Annotated in this window: 11 protein-coding genes; 7 read left to right on the top strand and 4 right to left on the bottom strand. The window is 66.8% G+C overall.

All coding sequences use genetic code 11. From position 1 onward, the window contains the following. The 6 genes from DBR12_RS14585 to DBR12_RS14560 all read left to right on the top strand — a co-directional run. The coding region (locus DBR12_RS14585) for an SDR family oxidoreductase (RefSeq protein WP_233244535.1) at window positions 1-787 on the top strand (787 nt) is incomplete at its 5' end. A 50-nt stretch (window positions 788-837) separates the two neighbouring features. Next, window positions 838-1,422 carry a methylated-DNA--[protein]-cysteine S-methyltransferase gene (locus DBR12_RS14580; RefSeq protein ID WP_108617923.1) on the top strand — a complete coding sequence of 195 codons (585 nt, stop codon included), beginning with the start codon at window positions 838-840 and terminating at the stop codon, window positions 1,420-1,422. Window positions 1,423-1,579: 157 nt separating this feature from the next. Further along, the gene (locus DBR12_RS14575; protein ID WP_108617922.1) at window positions 1,580-1,822 is read left to right on the top strand and encodes a hypothetical protein; all 243 of its coding nucleotides are present in this window, start codon (window positions 1,580-1,582) and stop codon (window positions 1,820-1,822) included. A 59-nt stretch (window positions 1,823-1,881) separates the two neighbouring features. Next, entirely contained in the window at window positions 1,882-10,533 is an 8,652-nt protein-coding gene (locus DBR12_RS14570; RefSeq protein WP_108617921.1) for a GH36-type glycosyl hydrolase domain-containing protein, read from the top strand. Between the two features lie 181 nt (window positions 10,534-10,714). After that, the gene (locus tag DBR12_RS14565; protein WP_108617951.1) at window positions 10,715-11,389 is read left to right on the top strand and encodes a Crp/Fnr family transcriptional regulator; all 675 of its coding nucleotides are present in this window, start codon (window positions 10,715-10,717) and stop codon (window positions 11,387-11,389) included. Between the two features lie 145 nt (window positions 11,390-11,534). After that, window positions 11,535-12,242, top strand: coding sequence for a Crp/Fnr family transcriptional regulator (locus DBR12_RS14560; RefSeq protein ID WP_108617920.1), 708 nt, complete (start codon window positions 11,535-11,537; stop codon window positions 12,240-12,242). A gap of 78 nt (window positions 12,243-12,320) precedes the next feature. Here DBR12_RS14560 and DBR12_RS14555 read toward each other — a convergent pair whose 3' ends face one another. Both DBR12_RS14555 and DBR12_RS14550 read right to left on the bottom strand, forming a co-directional pair. Further along, entirely contained in the window at window positions 12,321-12,974 is a 654-nt protein-coding gene (locus tag DBR12_RS14555; protein ID WP_108617919.1) for a BON domain-containing protein, read from the bottom strand. A 223-nt stretch (window positions 12,975-13,197) separates the two neighbouring features. Then, window positions 13,198-13,890, bottom strand: a complete 693-nt coding sequence (locus DBR12_RS14550) for a GGDEF domain-containing protein (RefSeq protein ID WP_233244532.1) — start codon at window positions 13,888-13,890, stop codon at window positions 13,198-13,200. 592 nt (window positions 13,891-14,482) lie between these two features. Here DBR12_RS14550 and DBR12_RS14545 point away from each other — a divergent pair. Continuing rightward, entirely contained in the window at window positions 14,483-15,505 is a 1,023-nt protein-coding gene (locus tag DBR12_RS14545; RefSeq protein WP_108617950.1) for a diguanylate cyclase domain-containing protein, read from the top strand. Between the two features lie 196 nt (window positions 15,506-15,701). Here DBR12_RS14545 and DBR12_RS14540 read toward each other — a convergent pair whose 3' ends face one another. Together DBR12_RS14540 and DBR12_RS14535 are read right to left on the bottom strand one after the other, a co-directional pair. Further along, window positions 15,702-16,784, bottom strand: coding sequence for a DUF72 domain-containing protein (locus tag DBR12_RS14540; RefSeq protein ID WP_108617917.1), 1,083 nt, complete (start codon window positions 16,782-16,784; stop codon window positions 15,702-15,704). Window positions 16,785-16,853: 69 nt separating this feature from the next. Next, window positions 16,854-17,247, bottom strand: a 394-nt coding sequence (locus DBR12_RS14535; RefSeq protein WP_108617916.1) for a hypothetical protein, incomplete at its 5' end; no start/stop codon positions are given.

Genomic DNA, 17,247 nt, shown 5'->3' with positions numbered 1-17,247 from the left:
GCAAGACGCACTGGACGCCGCTGCCGCCGAGATGCAGGCTGCGGGCAGCCAGGTGCTCGCCCGCAAGGTGGATGTATCCAACGCCGCGCAGATGGAGCAACTGGCCGCCGATGTGCAGCAACGTTTTGGCGCACCGCACCTGGTCTTCAACAACGCTGGCGTGGGCGCAGGTGGCCTGGTGTGGGAGAACTCGGTCAAGGACTGGGAATGGGTGCTGGGCGTGAACCTGTGGGGCGTGGTGCACGGTGTGCGCCTGTTCACCCCCATGATGCTGGCCGCCGCCAAGGCCGACCCGGCGTGGCGCGGCCACATCGTCAACACCGCCAGCATGGCAGGGCTGCTCAATGCGCCCAACATGGGCATCTACAACGTGAGCAAGCATGCGGTGGTGAGCCTGTCGGAGACGCTGTACCAGGACTTGTCGCTGGTCACCGACCAGATCGGCGCCAGCGTGCTGTGCCCGTTCTTTGTGCCTACGGGCATCAGCCAGAGCCACCGCAACCGCCCCGGCGACCTGCCTGCCGAAAAGCCCACCAAGAGCCAGCTCATCGGCCAGGCCATGAGCGACAAGGCCGTAGGCAGCGGCAAGGTGACCGCCGCCGAGGTCGCACAAAAGGTGTTTGATGCCGCAGCCCAGGGCCAGTTCTACATCTACAGCCATCCCAAGGCCATCGCCTCGGTTCAGACGCGCATGGAAGACATCATGCTGGGCCGCAATCCCACCGACCCGTTCGTGGGCAAGCCTGAGGTGGGCGCTCAGCTGCGTACAGCTTTGAGGGCAGAATAGGTGCTCCCCGCGCAATGGGTATGCCTTTATTGCTATTAAATTTGTAGCGAATGCCTGCGCAAGCACCTAGCATCCCTCGAGAGCAAGGCGCAGCCACCGGCTATGCACTGTTCCCCACGGCCATTGGCCACTGTGGCATGGCCTGGCAGGGGGAGATGCTGGTGGGCATGCAGCTGCCTGAGGATGCAGGCGAGGCCCAGACGCGCGCCCGCATGGTTCGCCGGTTTCCGCAACTGGCCGAATGCCCGATGCCGCCCCAGGTGGCCGCCTGGGCCGCGCGGGTGGCGGCCCAGCTGCAGGGCGCACACGACAACCTGTGCGATGTGCCCCTGGCCCTCGACACCGTGCCTCCCTTCAACGCCCGCGTGTATGCACTGGCCCGCCGCATCCCGCCCGGCAAGACCATGACCTATGGCGAAATGGCAGCAGAACTGGGCGTGCCGGGCGCGGCCCGCGCCGTGGGTCAGGCCCTGGGCCACAACCCGTTTGCGCCCGTGGTGCCGTGCCACCGGGTGCTGGCGGCGGGCGACCGGCCCGGCGGCTTTTCGGCCGGTGGTGGAGCGCTGACCAAGCTGCGTATGCTGCAGATGGAGGGCGCCTGCCCGGGCGGAACACCGTCGCTGTTTGGTTGGTAATAGTCCATCCAGGGGCCGATGCTTCTGGCCCTGAATACGCCTGCGCCTGAGGTCTGTTCGACACCGCACAGACACCCGGCCCCAGCCCCTTGTACAAGAGGATCGGAGCGCTACTGCAACGCGGTGGCGCCGTTCACTTGCCTACCAGGAGCTGCCCATGTCCCATCCATCCACTTTCGCCTCTTCGTGGGACACGTCTTGCCTGGGGCAACCTGCTGAAATATCGCTGCTGGAGCTTTCGCACCTGGGTGAACACCTCGTGCATTGCGGCGCGTTGAGGGGGCCGCTGGACCAGTTTGTCTCGGGCGCTGCATGGTTGCAGGCCCTGGTGGCCGAGCATGTGGTGACCGTTGCGCTGCTGGTCACGTTGCTGGTGGGGGGCGTATCGCTGCTGCGGTAGGGGCGGCGCGCATGGGCTTACGCACACCATGGCCCTGGGTTCCGTCGGCGCTGGACCGCATGCTCGATGCCCGGGCAGGCGCTGTACTGGAGCCCTTGCGGGCCGAAGTGTTTGGCGTAGCCCGCTTCGAAGAGCATGGCCGGCATCTTGGCGCCACCCACGACGCGGGCAAGGCGCCCTTTGGCCGCACCACGTTTTACCCGCGCCTGCAAAGCAATATCCGCGCGCTGCGGGCTGCGTACCGCTATCTTTTCGACGCACCGCACGACGAGCATGCCATCAGCCCCGCTGCTGAATGGCTGTTTGACAACTTTCACCTGATCGAAAGCCAGCTCAAAGAGATCCGGGCGGGGCTGCCGCCGCGCTACTACCGCTCTCTGCCCGTGCTCAAAGACGCTCCGCTGGTTGGGCTGCCCCGCGTGTATGGCGTAGCCTGGTCGTTTGTGACCCACACCGACAGCGCGTTTGATGAATCGCTGCTGGTGCACTACCTCAATGCCTACCAGCAGACCCGCGAGCTGAGCCAGGGCGAGCTGTGGGCGTTGCCCACCACCTTGCGTGTGGTGCTCATCGAAAACCTGCGCCGCCTGGCCGAGCGCCTGGCCAGCCACAAGGCCGCGCAGGAGCTGGCCAGTCTGTGCGCTGCCCGCTGCGACACGGTGACCACCGAGACGCTGGAAGCCGCATGCGCCACCATGGAGCAGCGTGGTGTAGCGCCCGTTTTTCTGGCCCATCTGGCGCAGTCCATGGCCGGGCGCACCGTCCCGGGTGGGCACACGCCGGGGCTGCCGCTGTGGCCCGTGCAGCAGTGGTTGCTGACCGCCGTGCCCGACCTGGTGGCGCTACAGGCCCAGCAGCAGATCAACCAGGCCGCCGACCAGCTGAGCATGGGCAATGCTGTCACGGCGCTGCGGCGGGTGGGGGCGGCCGACTGGTCTGACATCATCAGCCAGACCAGCCTGGTGCTGCGCGCCATGCTGCAGTCGCCGGTGTTTGCAGCGGAAGACGAGGCCACCCGCAACACCACGCTGCATGGTATTGAGCGTTTGTCGGTGCGAAGCGGGCAGGGCGAGGCCGCTGTGGCGCAGGCCTTGCTGTTGCAAATGACTGGTGCGAGCCCTGCTGGCAGTGGTGCGCAGACGCTGGCAGGCTATTGGCTGCAAGGCGCCGGGCGCAACCAGCTGGCGCATGCCCTGGGTGTTCACCGCCATGCCACCGATGCGTTGGCTCTGTGGCGCTCTGCCGTGGGCTTGTCACGTGTGCCGCTGTACCTGAGCGCCTTGCTGCTGGGCTCGCTCGGTCTGCTGGCCTGGCTGATGGCGCCGCTGTGGGAGGGGCTTGCGGGGCTCGATACCAGCGCAGCCCATCTTGCGGGCCTGGCGCTGGTCGCCGTCTTGTTGTTGCTGCCGGTGTCCGAGGTGGTGGTAGCTGTGGTCAACCGGCTCATTGGCGAATCCATCCGGCCCACCTACATGCCGCGCTACCTGCTGCCAGCGGGCGTTCCGGCATCGGCCCGTGTGCTGGTGGCGATCCCGGCCCTGTTCAGCAGCACGGGCACCGTCGACCGGCTGGTGCACCGCCTGCACCTGCACTACCTGGCCAACCCCGAGCCCTGTGCGCAGTTTGCGCTGCTGACCGATGGTGTGGATGCCGATGCACAAGACCTGCCTGGCGACAGCGCGCTGCTGGCCCATGCCCAGGGCTTGATGCTGGCCCTGAATGTGCAGCACCCGCCCACCACGGGCGGCGCCGCGCGTTTTGTGCTGCTGCACCGCGCGCGCACCTACAGCCCCACGCAGCAGCAGTGGATCGGCGGGGAGCGCAAGCGCGGTAAGCTTGAACAGCTGGTGGCGGCCCTCGCCACTGGCGTGCAAGGAGCCTTCCTGGACCTGGGCGAACTCTCGCGCCTGGCGCCCCAGACCCGCTATGTGCTCACGCTCGACAGCGATACGCAGCTGCCCCCGGGCCGCCTGCGCAGCCTGGTGGGGGTGGCGGAGCATCCCGAGAACCAGCCCCGGCTGGATGCCACGGGCCAGCGCGTGGTGCAGGGCTACGGCATCCTGCAGCCCCGGGTGCTTGCGCCGCTGCCCACGCATGCCACCACCTCGTTGTGGCAATGGCTGTTTGCGGGCCAGCAGGGGCTGGACCCGTACAGCGCCATGACGTCTGACGTGTACCAGGACTTTTTTGCCGAAGGCAGTTTCACCGGCAAGGGCCTGCTGCATGTGGCCACTGTGCACGCCGTGCTGGGCGGGCGCCTGCCTGCCGACCAGGTGCTGAGCCATGACCTGCTGGAAGGGGCGCTGGCCCGCTGCGCCGTGGTGAGCGATGTGACGCTGGTGGAGGCGGAGCCCGAACACAGCGATACCGCCGCTGCCCGCTTGCACCGCTGGACGCGGGGCGACTGGCAGCTTTGGCCCTTTCTGGCCCAGGCCCAGCGCTGGGGCCTTTCACCCCTGAACCGCTGGAAGCTGCTGGACAACCTGCGCCGCTCGCTGGTGGCGCCCGCATCGCTGGTGCTGGTGGTGCTGGCCATCGCAGGGCTGGGTCTGCCCTTGGCCAGCACGCTGGCGCTGGTGGTGGCGGCCTATGTGGCTGCGCCCCTGATGGGCGCGCTGGCGGGCTGGGTGCCCCGCCGGTTTGGGCTGGTGGGCATGCGGTTTGTGCACGAGGCCTCGGGCGACCTGTTGAGGGCCCTGGCCAGTGGTGTGTGGCACCTGGCCCTGCTGCCGCAGCAGGCACTGCTGCTGGCCGATGCCGTGGCGCGCACCGTGCACCGGCTGGCCGTGAGCCGCTGGCACCTGCTTGAGTGGACCACGGCCGAGGCTGCGCAGAACAACCTGGTCACAGGATGGGGCGCCACGCTGCGAAGGCACAGGGCGGCGCCCTTGCTGGCGGTGGGCTGTTGCCTGGCACTGTGGGCCGGTGGAACCCTGGCACCCTGGACCTTGGCGGGGCCGCTGCTGGCGCTGTGGGCGCTGTCGCCGGTGCTGGTGTGGCTGGCCAACCGCGTTCCGTCTGGCCTGGGCAACCCAACATTGTCCGCACAAGACCAGGACCTGCTGCACGGCGTGGCGCGCGATACCTGGCGGTTGTTCGAGCGCTGTGTGGATGCCCCCAACCACCACCTGCCGCCCGACAACCTGCAGACCGCCCCGTATGAAACGGTGGCGCACCGCACCTCGCCCACCAACATCGGGCTGTACCTGCTGAGCGCGAGTTGCGCGCGCCAGTTCGGCTGGATCGGTACGCTGGAACTGCTCGACCGTCTCGAAGCCACGCTGGTTACCCTGCAGGCCATGGAGCGGCACCGGGGTCACTTCCTGAACTGGTACGACACCGAAACCCTGCAGCCCCTGCACCCGCGTTATGTGTCCACGGTGGACAGCGGCAACCTCTGCGCCCACCTGGTGGCTGTGGCGCAGGCCTGTAGCGCGCTGGCAGCGCAGCCGCTTTCACCGCTGGCGGGTGCGCAGGCCATCCGCGCATCGCTGGCGCGGCTGCAGCCCCGGCTGGGCGTCCACCACCCGGGCATGCGTGCCTTGCATCACCCCTCCGCGCTGAGCCGGCTACTGGGCATGCAAGCGCCCGACCCCGCGCACCTGCCCGAGGCCATGGCGTTTCGCGCATTGCTGGCGCAGGCGCAGGACGAGCTGTGCAGCATAGCCCAGCCACGCCACCCGGCCATCGTGCACAGCCCGCCCACGGCGCAGGACGAACTGCTGTGGCTGCTGGCCGACCACCTGGCCACCCTGCAGTCGGTGGACCGCGACCAGCGAGCCGCACACCACGGCGGCGCGCCCGAGGCGACGCAGCGCCTCATGGCGCTGGCAGAGGCGCTGGATGCCCTGGCGTGGCAGGCCGACTTCCGGTTTCTGTACCACCCCCGTCGGCACCTTCTGCACATTGGCTACCGGGTGGACGAGCAGCAGCTGGACACCTCGTTTTACGACCTGCTCGCGTCCGAGTCGCGCACCACCAGCCTGCTGGCCGTGGCCAAGGGTGACCTGCCCGTGAAGCACTGGTCCGCCCTGGGGCGGCCGTTTTTTGCCAGCGGCCACCATGCGGTGCTGCGTTCATGGTCGGGCTCGATGTTCGAGTACCTCATGCCCACGCTGGTCATTGCTGAGCCTTATGACAGCGCCCTGGGCGAGGCTGGTCGGTCGGCCCTGCGCGAGCATGTGGCGCAGGTGCAGGGCGTGGGGAAAGACATGCCCTGGGGCGTTTCCGAATGTGCCTACGCCGGGCGCGACCACACCCTGGCCTACCAGTACGCGCCGCAGGGCGTGTCCCGCCTCGCCCTGCGCCGCACGCCCGTGGGCGAACTGGTGATTGCCCCGTATGCCACGGCGCTGGCCACCCAGGTGGATGCCCACGCAGCCTGCGCGAACTTCCGCACGCTGGCCGCACTGTCCGCGCGGGGGCGCTACGGCTTTTACGAGGCGCTGGACTTCACACCCGAACGCCAGAACCACGGCGAGCGGTTCACGTTGGTCAGCACCTACATGGCCCACCACCAGGGCATGACCATCGTGGCGCTGGCCAATGTGCTGCTGGACGGCGTGGCCCAGCGCTGGGGCAGGGCGCACGCGCGCATCGAGGCCGTGCTGCCGCTGCTGCAGGAGCGCGCTCCGCGCGAGCTGCCCGCCTTGCAGATCACACCGCCACGCCTGCCGCTGCTTGCGCGCCAGCAAAAAACGCCCGACCATGTGCGCCCTGTCACCCCTGGCGCCCAGGCACTGGAGCCCACGCACCTGCTGGGCAACGGTCGCTACAGCGTCACGCTGCGCGCCAACGGGGCGGGCTGGAGCCGCTGGCACCAGACGGGCATCACCCGTTGGCGCGACGATGCGCTGCGCGATGCACACGGCAGTTTTCTGTATGTGCGGCAGATGGGCTCCAGCGTGCCCGCTTCCGTCACCAGCCACCCCGCGCCCGATGTGCGCGCGGTGTACGGCAGCATCTTTCACACCGACCGCGTGTGTTTTGACGCGCTGTGGCCAGGGCTGCGCGTGCACACCACCGTGTGGGTGAGCCCGGAAGACGATATCGAACTGCGCAAGGTGGTGGTGAGCAACCTGGGTGACGAGGTGATCGAGCTGGAGCTGATCTCCGCCCTGGACATCATCCTGACCACCCATGCGGCCGACGAGGCGCATCCTGCGTTCTCCAACCTTTTCATCGCGGCCGACTGGCTGCCCGCGCAGCTGGCGCTGCGGTTTATCCGAACGCCCCGCATGCAGACCGAGACCACCCTGCAGGCTGCGCACTTTGTGGCCGATACCCAAGGCCACGTGCTGGGACTGCGCTGCCAGACCGACCGGCAGCTCTGGCTGGGGCGCAACCACACGCCCAGCCAGCCGTTGGCCTTGCTCAGCCGTGTGCCCGATGCACCTGCACCGCTTGACACGGGCCTGGACCCCGTGGCCGCCCTGGGCGTGATGCTGCGGATTGCGCCCGGCGCGCAGGCCTGCGTCACGTTTGCCACGGCGGCATCACCAGACCCGGCCACGCTGCTGGCCATCATCGACAAGTACCGACAGCCCACTTATCTGGAGCGTGCCTCCGCCATGTCGGCCACGCTGGCCAGCATCCAGTGGGCGTCGCACCGCCCGCACCGCGACTACCTGCCCGCGTTGCAGGCACTGACCACGGCGCTGGTGTTCACGTTGCCCAAGGTCCACACCCCCTACCTGGGCGTGCTGACAGCGGCCCAGGCTGTTCACCCCGTGTGCGACCGGCGCACGCTCTGGCAACTGGGCCTGTCAGGCGACCGGCCCATTGTGCTGGTGATGGCCGGATCGCCCCAGGGCATGGGCCTACTGCGCACGCTGGCCCAGGCGCTGCGCGAATGGGCGCATGGCGGTGTAGCCTGCGACATGGTGGTGCTCAGCAGCGAATCGCACTCGTACCACATGCCCCTGCAGCGCGAGCTGACCCTGCTGCGCGAGCACCACGATGCCGATCTGGCCGCACAGACGGGCCCGGCGGTGACCAGCCTGCGGGTGCTGCGCGTCGATGAGCTGTCGGCAGCGCAGCTGGGTACCTTGGTGGGCCTGGCCCGCATCACCCTGCAGGCCGATGGCCATGCCCTCATGCACCAGGTGAAGGCCTGGGTGGCGGCGCATGGCGTATCCATGGCCAGCCCCTGGCGTGGTGGAGCTACGGATGAAGTGCCCACGCAACAGGGCGGCACTCAGGTGCCCGCGCCGGTGGGCAGCTTCGCACCGGTGACCGGTACCTTCGGGTTTGAGGTATCGGCAGCGCTGCGGCCTGCCAAACCCTGGGTCAATGTGCTGGCCAATGCGCAGCTCGGGGCCATGGTGTCGGAAACCGGCGCGGGCAACACCTGGGCGCTCAACAGCCGCCTGAACCAGCTCACAGCCTGGTCGAACGACCCGGTGGCCGACCCGCCCGCCGAATGGCTGCTGCTGCAGGACCGCCGCACGCGCGAGGTGTGGAGCCTGACTCCCTCGGCCTGGGGCGCGGCCGATGTGGTGTACCGCGTGGAGCACGATCAGGGCACCACCACCATCCGCCACCGCCGAGGCGCGCTGGAGGTGGAGGTGCGCTGGTGCGTGGACCCCGTCACCGCCATCAAACAGGTGTTTGTGCAGGTGCGCAACCAGGGCAACCGGCGCGAGCATTTGCGCCTGGTGGGCATGGTGGAGTGGATGATGGGCGAAAAGCGCGGCGACCGTGCCACGCTGGCTACCGCCCCGTGTTTTGCACCACTGCCCGATGGCCGATTGCTGGGACTGCTGTGTACACAGACCGAGGCGGCTGCAGGCTTTGGCGGCGGTACAGCCTTTTTCTGCGAGGCTTCGGCCGGGCCGGGCACGGACGACCGCGCCAACGACAGCCTGGACTGGACATGCGACCGCCGCGAGTTCTTCGACGCGCGGGGCGATCTTGTAGTGCCCCTGCAGCTGGGGCAGCGCAGCGGGTTTGGGCTGGACCCGTGTGCAGCCTTGTCGCGTCTGGTGACCTTGCGGGCCGGGGCGGTGTTTGAACGCGTGTACCTGATGGGCTACGCGCCCACCGAGGCCGCAGCACGCACGCTGGCACAAGCGGCCCTGGCCGTGGCGGCGCGTCAACGAGAGCAGGCCACGCTGGACCGGTGGAACGAACTGCTCGGCGCAACGCAGGTGGCAACGCCCGATCCGCTGTTCGATGTGCTGGTCAACCGCTGGCTGCTCTACCAGACGGTGTCCTCGCGCCTGTTTGCCAAAGCGGGCTTTTACCAGGCGGGCGGCGCCACCGGCTACCGCGACCAGCTGCAGGACGCGATGGCGCTGGCCTGGGCACAGCCGGGCACCTTGCGCGCACAGATCGTGCTGTGCGCGTCCCGCCAGTTTGAAGGGGGCGATGTGCAGCACTGGTGGCACACGCCGGGCGGGGCCGGGGTGCGCACGCATTTCGCGGACGACCTGCTGTGGCTGCCTTTTGCCTGCGCGCATTACCTGCAGCGCACCGCAGACAACGGTTTGCTGCAAGAGCAGGTGGCGTTCCTCGAAGGCTCAGCGATCCCCGAAGGGGCGGAAGACATCTACGAAGCGCCCAGCGTCAGCACCACCACGGCCAGCGTGTACGAGCATGCCGCCCGCACCATCGACCGCAGCCTGCGCACCGGCACGCACGGCCTGCCGCTGATGGGCGGCGGCGATTGGAACGACGGCATGAACCGTGTGGGCGATGGCGGGCGCGGCGAGTCGGTGTGGCTGGCATGGTTCCTGTGCGCCATCGTTGCTGACTGGATTCCGATCGCCCGCGATCAGGGCGATTGGGATCGGGTGCAGCGCTGGGACGCTGCACTGGCCCGCTGGCGCGCCGCACTGGAAAACCAGGCGTGGGATGGCGACTGGTACCAACGCGCCTTTTTTGACGATGGCACGGCCCTGGGCAGCCACACGCGGGACGAGGGCCGCATTGACCTCATCGCCCAGGCCTGGGCGGTACTCTCTGGCGCTGCTATGCCAGCGCGGCAACGCCAGGCGATGGATGCGGTCGAGGCGCATCTGGTCAACCCTGCCGCAGGCTTGATCCAGCTGCTGGCGCCCGCGCTGCGCCATGCCGAGCCCAGCGCAGGTTACATCCAGGCCTACCCGCCCGGTGTGCGCGAGAACGGCGGGCAGTATGCCCATGGTGGTGTGTGGGCCCTGATGGCCGCCGCAGAACTGGCCCTGCAGGAGCCGGATCGCCCCGGTGCGTTCGATGTGCCGTACCGTTACTTCACCTACCTGAGCCCGGCGCACCGGACCCAGCACCCGGTGCGGGGACCGGTGTATGTCGTCGAGCCCTATGTGATGGCGGCTGACATCTATAGCCAGCCGCCCTATGTGGGGCGCGGCGGCTGGAGCTGGTACACCGGCGCGGCGGGCTGGCTGCACCGTGCGGCAGTGGAGTCCATCATCGGCATGCAGATGGGGGCGCAGGAGCTGTCTTTCACACCTTGCCTGCCATCGCACTGGCCGGGTGCAGAACTTGCGCTGGTGCGTGCGGGCCGCACGCTGCGGTTTGTGCTGGTGCGCGTTGCTATAGGCGCCTCAGCGATCTTTCCTTCGAACGTCCCATCGGATGCACGATGGTTGCAGGTTGGCGAGAGGCTGCGCTGGGGAGATGGGCCCGATTGCCAGTGTTTCGTGATTCCATTGCTTGAGCTGAGCGCTGGCTTGAGCGCATCGTGTGTGGGCATCCCTGACGCACCTTGATACCCATCATTTGGTAAATATGTGTATGTGCGATACCGTACAGACCTCCTGCGGCGCGCTGCCGCAGACTTTCGGCATGCCCAGGCGGCAGGCAGGGCCGCAGGGGCCAAGTACCGCGTTACGCCAAGGTGTCACCATCAAAAGCTCCAATACCCCTCTTCAAAACCAGTTGCTGGCGGCCTTGCCGGAGCCAGACCTGCAACGCTGGCTGACATTCCTGGAACCCGTGGAGCTGGCGTTGGGACAGGTGCTTTACGAGTCGGGCGCGGCCATGCCACATGTGTATTTCCCAACCAGCGCCATCGTGTCGTTGCTCTACGTGCTGGAGGATGGAGCGTCGGCAGAGATTGCTGTTGTGGGCTTTGAGGGCCTGGTAGGTATTTCGATCTTCATGGGTGGTGGGTCCACCCCCAGCCGGGCCGTGGTGCAAAGTGCTGGTTCTGGCTACCGCCTGCGTGCCGAAGTGATCAAGCAGGAGTTCGAGCGCTCCGGGCCGGTCATGCACCTCATGCTGCGCTACACCCAGGCGCTCATCACCCAAATGGCGCAGACCGCTGTATGCAACCGCCACCACTCGCTGGACCAGCAGCTGTGCCGCTGGCTGCTGCTGAGCCTGGACCGCCTGCAAAGCAACCAGCTTGTGATGACCCAGGAACTGATCGCCAACATGCTGGGCGTGCGGCGCGAAGGCGTGACCGAAGCGGCACTCAAATTGCAGCGTGCAGGGCTCATCAGCTATGCACGGGGTCATATCAATGTGCTCGATCGCCCAGGGCTGGAGCGTCGCACCTGCGAGTGCTATGAGGTTGTGAAGAAGGAATACGACCGGCTGCTGCCCATCGGCGTGGCGATCTAGCGCTTGTTGACACTGTGTGCGCTGGCAGACGGTGATGCCGCGCAAAGTAGCCCACACTGGCTACCACCTTGCGCAAGGCAAGGCTTTGTGCAGGGGTCTTGGCACTGCTGTCCCGTGCAGTGCAGACAGCAGACCGAGGCCCGCGATGCAACGCAAAGACAACGCCCTGATTCAGCAACTGCCAATTGCGGCGCGCGAGCGCCTGCTGCAGCACTGCGAGCCCTTCGAACTGGTACTGTCGGCCGAGTTGAGCACCCGGGGGCAGCCACTGGCGCATGCACATTTCCCGACCGATGGCTTTTTGTCGCTCATCATTGATGTGGACAGCCACCCCCCGCTGGAGGTGGGGATGGTGGGGGCAGAGGCGATGCTGGGCTCGGAGCTGATCCTGGGCCTGACGGCTACGCCATGGCGGGCCCTGGTGCAAGGGGAAGGGGCCAGCTGGCGCATTGGCGCCCAGCAGTTGCGGACCCAGATCGATGCGATTCCCGAGTTGCAGGCTTTGCTCCAGGCCTGCCTGCTGGCGCGGCTTCATCAGCAGACGCTGGCCGCCGCTTGTCAGCGCTACCACCTTATTGCCCCCCGGCTGGCGCGTTGGCTACTGATGAGTCGGGACCGCTCGCATTCCGACCGATTTCATGTCACGCAGGAGTTCATGGCCTTGATGCTGGGGGTGCGCCGCGTGGGGGTGACTGAGGCGGCTGGGAATTTTCAGGACGCTGGCCTGATCGCATACCACAGGGGAGAACTCACGGTTCTCAATCGCAAGGCCTTGGAGGCCGAGTCATGCAGTTGTTATGCGGCCGACAAAGCGATTTACCAACGGCTTTTGCTGCCGCGTGGCGGTCGATAGCGGGTGAGTGGTGATTCATCCTCTCCGTCTGTGCCCGTCGCTGCCACCATCTAGGCGGTGTCTGTTGTATCGCCCGGGTCATTGCTGGATCTGAAGCTCGTCCTGGATGCTGCCGATACCCAGCACTCTATGGGCCAAGCGCACCCAGTGGCTCAGTTGGGGAACGCCTGGGGCAGGGGTGTCGGTAGCAGTGTCAGGCTCTTGGGCACGGGGGACGGGCTCGGCGGTGGCATACACCGCGCTGGCCGGGGCTGAGGGCTCCTCGGCAATGGTTGGTGGGGCGTGGCGCTGCTGGTCCAGCTGTTTGGGCGGCGCAACCAGCAGTTGCCAGGCGCGTGGTGCGTTCAGATCCGGGGCTTGGCCCTTACGCACCGCCAGCGCGGGCGCAGCGCCAGTCGAGAACATGAAGCTGTCCACCGAACTTACTCCAGGCACCGTTTGCGCCACAAACACGGCCAGGTCGATCTGCGTAGGGTCTGCTGCCATGCCACTGAGCAGCACTACCCCCTGGTGAGATTCCACGCCGATGTAGAAACTGTTCACCACCGGCGAGGTGGTGAGTGCCGCGCGCACGCGGGATGTGAGCACGCTGTCTTCCACGTAGGCGGTAGGGGGGGCACTGGAAGGCGTTCTCTGGGTGACCATGTCGCTGCGCTTGCAGCCTTGCAGCGGCACCACGGCAAGCATCCCCAGAAGGGCGCCGGAAAGCAGGCGAGGTGTGGGATGGCGCATGAAACAGTCCTTTGGAGAGGGCGGCCACCGTGGTGGTGTGGCCGTTGTTGGTACTGTTCCACGGCGCGTTGTGGCGGTCTGTTCGTAACCGTACCCATAGGCGTTTTTACGTTCAGGACTTACGAAAATCGGGATGCTCGAACCGGCTTTGACGCAGGCTGCGCCGCATGCCTGTGCCCTGTTTTGCGTAAGTCATGACTTTGTCAACAAGGTGCTTTTCGGATCATGTGGCTTCGCCGTAGAACGCAAATCCTCGCTTTTCGCGTTTTGCCGCATACATTGCAGCATCTGCGCACGCCAGCAGGTCTTTGGCCGCTGTGCCGTGCTGCGGACAGATGGCCACGCCAATGCTGGGGACCACCAGCAGCCGCAGGTCGGCGATGGTCATGGGGCGCGAAACGGCCTCCAGAAGTTTGGCGCAAAGCTGGCGCAGCGGTGCGGTGTCGGCCACCCCTTGCAGCAGGCAGGCAAACTCATCACCCCCCAGGCGAACCACTAGGTCGCCGTGGCGCACTGCTGCACTCAGTCTTGCGGCGGTAATGCGCAGCACCTCGTCACCCACGCCGTGTCCATGGGTGTCGTTCACCGCCTTGAAGTGGTCGAGGTCGATGTAGATCACCGTGGGCCCAGAGTGCCCGGGCCCGCGCTGGGCCAGGGCTTGCTCCAGTTGCAGCAGCAGGTGGCGGCGGTTGGGCAGGGCCGTCAGCTCGTCATGCAGTGCCTGGTGGCGTGCCTGGCGCTCACCGCCACGCACGCAGGCCAGGTCGGCCTCGGCCCGAACGAGGGCCTGACGGGTTCCTTGAAAAGCACGTTCCAGCTCCTGCCTCTGGGCGGTTTCGCGCTGGAGGGCCTGATGCATTTCCTCCAGGGCGGCTACGCATTCGCGCATGTTGAAATCAGGCCCCGGCTGGGTCATGGGGGCAGGGGGGGGATAGTTCGGGGTCGCATCGCCAGGCAGGTTCAGCAGGCGCGACCGCAAAGACCCCAAGACCCGGGTCCAATGCTGAATCTGCGTTGCGCTGGGCCTCGAAGTGGTCAGCGTCTTGCTGAACAGGAACTGTCGTTGGTGCATCCCCATGCGCTGGTCCTTTCCAAGTAGCTGCCCTTTTCAGAGAAAACTCCGGGCAGCGCGGAGCTTGGACAAAAGCGCAGCCTTCAGAGCCAGGTTCTTGCGCACGATGAACACTGTGAAGTCTGACGCGTTGAAAAGGCTCTGACCGTCTGCCAGCGCACACAGGCAGAGCGCTGGCTCGGATGTCTTGCACAGGCCTCGTGAGCATGCGCTACCAGAGACCGCAGGGATTTATGTACGACATCCCTGGGCACTGTGAAGTACCGGGTCACCGGCTGGGCGGATGGAAGACTTCGGCTGCAGGCCGCTTTGTTGCTCGCAACCACCGCAGCCCCTCTGGGAGCCTGTGGAGTGCTACATTCAAGAGAGCGCCTTGCCGCAATTTGCGCTGCGGGCTGCACGCACCACCTCCACCGCTGCTCCAGAGGAAGCTTTCATGTCCCCAGAACGTCAACGGCTGATCCGGCTGCTGTTCGATGAATACATTGAGATGTATGCCGCGCGGGATGCAAGGCTGGTTACCCGTTTCAGCGATAACTTCAGCGGCTTTGCGGGCAGCAGCGATCAACTGATCCAGAGCCGCAGCGAGTGGGTGGACATCACCCTGCAGGACTTTGCCCAGGTGCCCGGCCGCATCGGCATCGACATGGTGGACCTCTGCCTGCAGGAGCTGGGGGATGATGTGGTTGCCGCCACCGCGTTTTTCCACATCCGTCTGCCCATGGCGGATGCCCTGTTTGAGCGCGAAACCGCGCGGCTGGTGCTGGTGTTTCGCCACGAGCAGGGCGACTGGAAGATTGCGCACAGCAGCATTTCCATCCCTTACGGCCTGGCGCGCGACGGCGAGGTGTACCCGGTAGGTCGCCTGCAGCAACGCAACCTGGAGCTGGAGGCGCTGGTCGAAGAACGCACACAGGCCCTGGCACAGGCCAACCAGCGGCTGCAACTGATCAGCAACACCGATGGTCTCACCGGCATTGCCAACCGCCGCCATTTTGACCAGACCCTGGCGCACGAGTGGGCGCGCGCCCAGCGTGCGCAGGCGCCGCTCTCGCTGCTCATGCTGGACGTGGACGTGTTCAAGCACTTTAACGACCACTACGGCCACCTGGCCGGAGACGCCTGCCTGCGTACGCTGGCCACCACGCTGGCGCAGATGGGTGCGCGGCGCGAGGGGGAATTGGCCGCGCGTTTTGGCGGTGAAGAGTTTGTAGTGCTGTTGCCCGGCTCCGACCTGGCCGCCGCTACCGAGGTGGCGCGCCATGTGCAAGAGGCGATCCACCAACTGGCGCTGCCCCACGAAGGCGCCCCCCACGGCATCGTGACCGTGAGCTTTGGCGTTGCCAGCCTGCAGCCCCAGCGCGACCAGTTGCCCGAAGAACTGGTGCGCCGCGCCGACCGCGCCATGTACCGCGCCAAGCAGGGCGGGCGCAACCGGATCGAGCTGGCGCCTGCATGATGCGCTGGTGATCACAAGCCGCGCTACCAGCCGCTAGTGTCCTGCATAACTCCCTGCGGTCTGTGATAGCGCGGCCTCGGGCAGTCCGCTGCGTTGCTTTTCTTGCCAATAGCCCAGCTATTGGCTGCAAAAAGACGCCTTGCGGCCTGTCCCGATCCGCACTACCACCGACTCGCGAGGGTTATGCAGGACATCCCTAGCGCACCGCCAGCTGCGCCATCTCTTCCGCCACCCCCCGCACTGTCAGCGGCGCGCAGCCCTCGGCGTGGTTGCTGATGGTCACCAGTGCGTTCTGCCCCCGGCCCGCGATGCCCGCAATCACAGCGGCCAGCGCCGCCCGCGTTTCCAGGTCCGGGTGGTGCAGCCGGTCGTAGGGGGCATATAGCCGTTCTGCTTCTTCATAGCCATAGGGCCCATGCACCGGGTTCAGGTTCCAGCGGCACACCAGGGGCCCGGGCCACAGTGCGCGCAGCATGGGCAGCTGGGCTTGCAGCGGTGGCATCTTGGCGTGCAGGCCCAGGCAGTAGGTGGCGCCGGCCTCGCGCAGCACGGCGGCAAAGTCTGGGGTCAGCCATTCGGGGTCGCGCACCTCCACCGCAATCACCCCATCGGGCGCCGTGGGCGCGAGTGCGGGCAGGGCGAGCAGCATGGTGCGCAGGCGCTCCAGCAGCATCGGCACACGGTCCAGCTGCGCCAGCGGCAGGGGGCTGAGCTGGAACACCAGCGCGCCCAGCTTGTGCCCCAGGCCCTGCAGAGCGGGCTCCACGCACTCGCTGCGCGCCAGCTCGGGGCTCAAGAACGCCGGGTTGGGCTGGCGGCCCCGGCCGTCCTCGCTGCGCACCAGCGCATCTGTCACCACGCTGGGCGCCTTCACCACAAACCGGAAGTCGTCGGGCACCTGCGACGCATAGCGTTCGAACTGGCTCACCGTGAGCGGGCGGTAAAAGCTGCGGTCAATGCTCACCGTGCGCATCAGCGGGTGCTGCGCGTACACGGCCAGCCCTTGTTTGGAGAGCTGTGCGTCGGAGTGCTCTCCCTCCCACATCAGCCCTTTCCATCCCGGGTAGGTCCACGACGACGTGCCCAGCCGCAGCCGAGCGGGCAGGGCGGCTGCCAGGGCCTTCAATGCCTCGTCAGCAGCGACAGGGGTCACCACACCAGACCGCTTGCGCCGCGCAGGGGCCTCGGCCTCTGGGGTAGGTTTTGGGGTGGACCCCTGCGCCGCCACATTCCCCGCTGGGGGTTTGGGCAGGGTGTCACCAAACAGATCGTCTTGCATGCGCAATCAATCGGTAGATCATCCGGTCAAGCAGGCGTGAGGTCGGCGTGGGGTAGCTGGGTCGGCGCCCTATGAGCCGCCAAACAAACCACCCTCGTCCAGCAGGTCAAACGTGATCTGCGGCTGCGCATCCATGCTCTTCTTGATCGCTGCCGGAATCGCCTGCCGCGTCTTGCGGCACAGCCCCGGCTGCTCGTGCACCAGGATCGCAATGCCGCGCAGGCTGCGCACCTCATGTGGGCTCTGGGTGATCGACAGGCGAATGCCCAGCTGCTGCTCCATGCGCTCCTGCATCCTGCGCAGGTCCGCCAGGCTGCCCAGGTTCTCCAGCCGCTCCAGCATCTTCTTTTCTTCGGTGCGCGTGAGCATCAGGATGCGCACGTCGCCGCCCGGCGTCTGCAGCAACGCATCCCGGTCGCAGACGCAGGTGCCAGGGGGGCATTCGGTGCGGATGGGGAAGGGG

The organism is Acidovorax sp. HMWF029 (assembly GCF_003060895.1).
In the GTDB taxonomy this organism is placed as follows: domain Bacteria; phylum Pseudomonadota; class Gammaproteobacteria; order Burkholderiales; family Burkholderiaceae_C; genus Acidovorax.
This window is presented reverse-complemented; position numbering and strand designations above follow the sequence as displayed.

What these genes read in the sequence shown, in the direction of transcription:
- DBR12_RS14560 (WP_108617920.1), top strand. Translation starts at nt 11,535, where the DNA reads ATGCAACGCAAAGACAACGCCCTGATTCAGCAACTGCCAATTGCGGCG.
- DBR12_RS14580 (WP_108617923.1), top strand. Translation starts at nt 838, where the DNA reads ATGCCTGCGCAAGCACCTAGCATCCCTCGAGAGCAAGGCGCAGCCACC.
- DBR12_RS14545 (WP_108617950.1), top strand. Translation starts at nt 14,483, where the DNA reads ATGTCCCCAGAACGTCAACGGCTGATCCGGCTGCTGTTCGATGAATAC.
- DBR12_RS14550 (WP_233244532.1), bottom strand. Translation starts at nt 13,890, where the DNA reads ATGACCCAGCCGGGGCCTGATTTCAACATGCGCGAATGCGTAGCCGCC.
- DBR12_RS14555 (WP_108617919.1), bottom strand. Translation starts at nt 12,974, where the DNA reads ATGCGCCATCCCACACCTCGCCTGCTTTCCGGCGCCCTTCTGGGGATG.
- DBR12_RS14570 (WP_108617921.1), top strand. Translation starts at nt 1,882, where the DNA reads ATGCTCGATGCCCGGGCAGGCGCTGTACTGGAGCCCTTGCGGGCCGAA.
- DBR12_RS14575 (WP_108617922.1), top strand. Translation starts at nt 1,580, where the DNA reads ATGTCCCATCCATCCACTTTCGCCTCTTCGTGGGACACGTCTTGCCTG.
- DBR12_RS14540 (WP_108617917.1), bottom strand. Translation starts at nt 16,784, where the DNA reads ATGCAAGACGATCTGTTTGGTGACACCCTGCCCAAACCCCCAGCGGGG.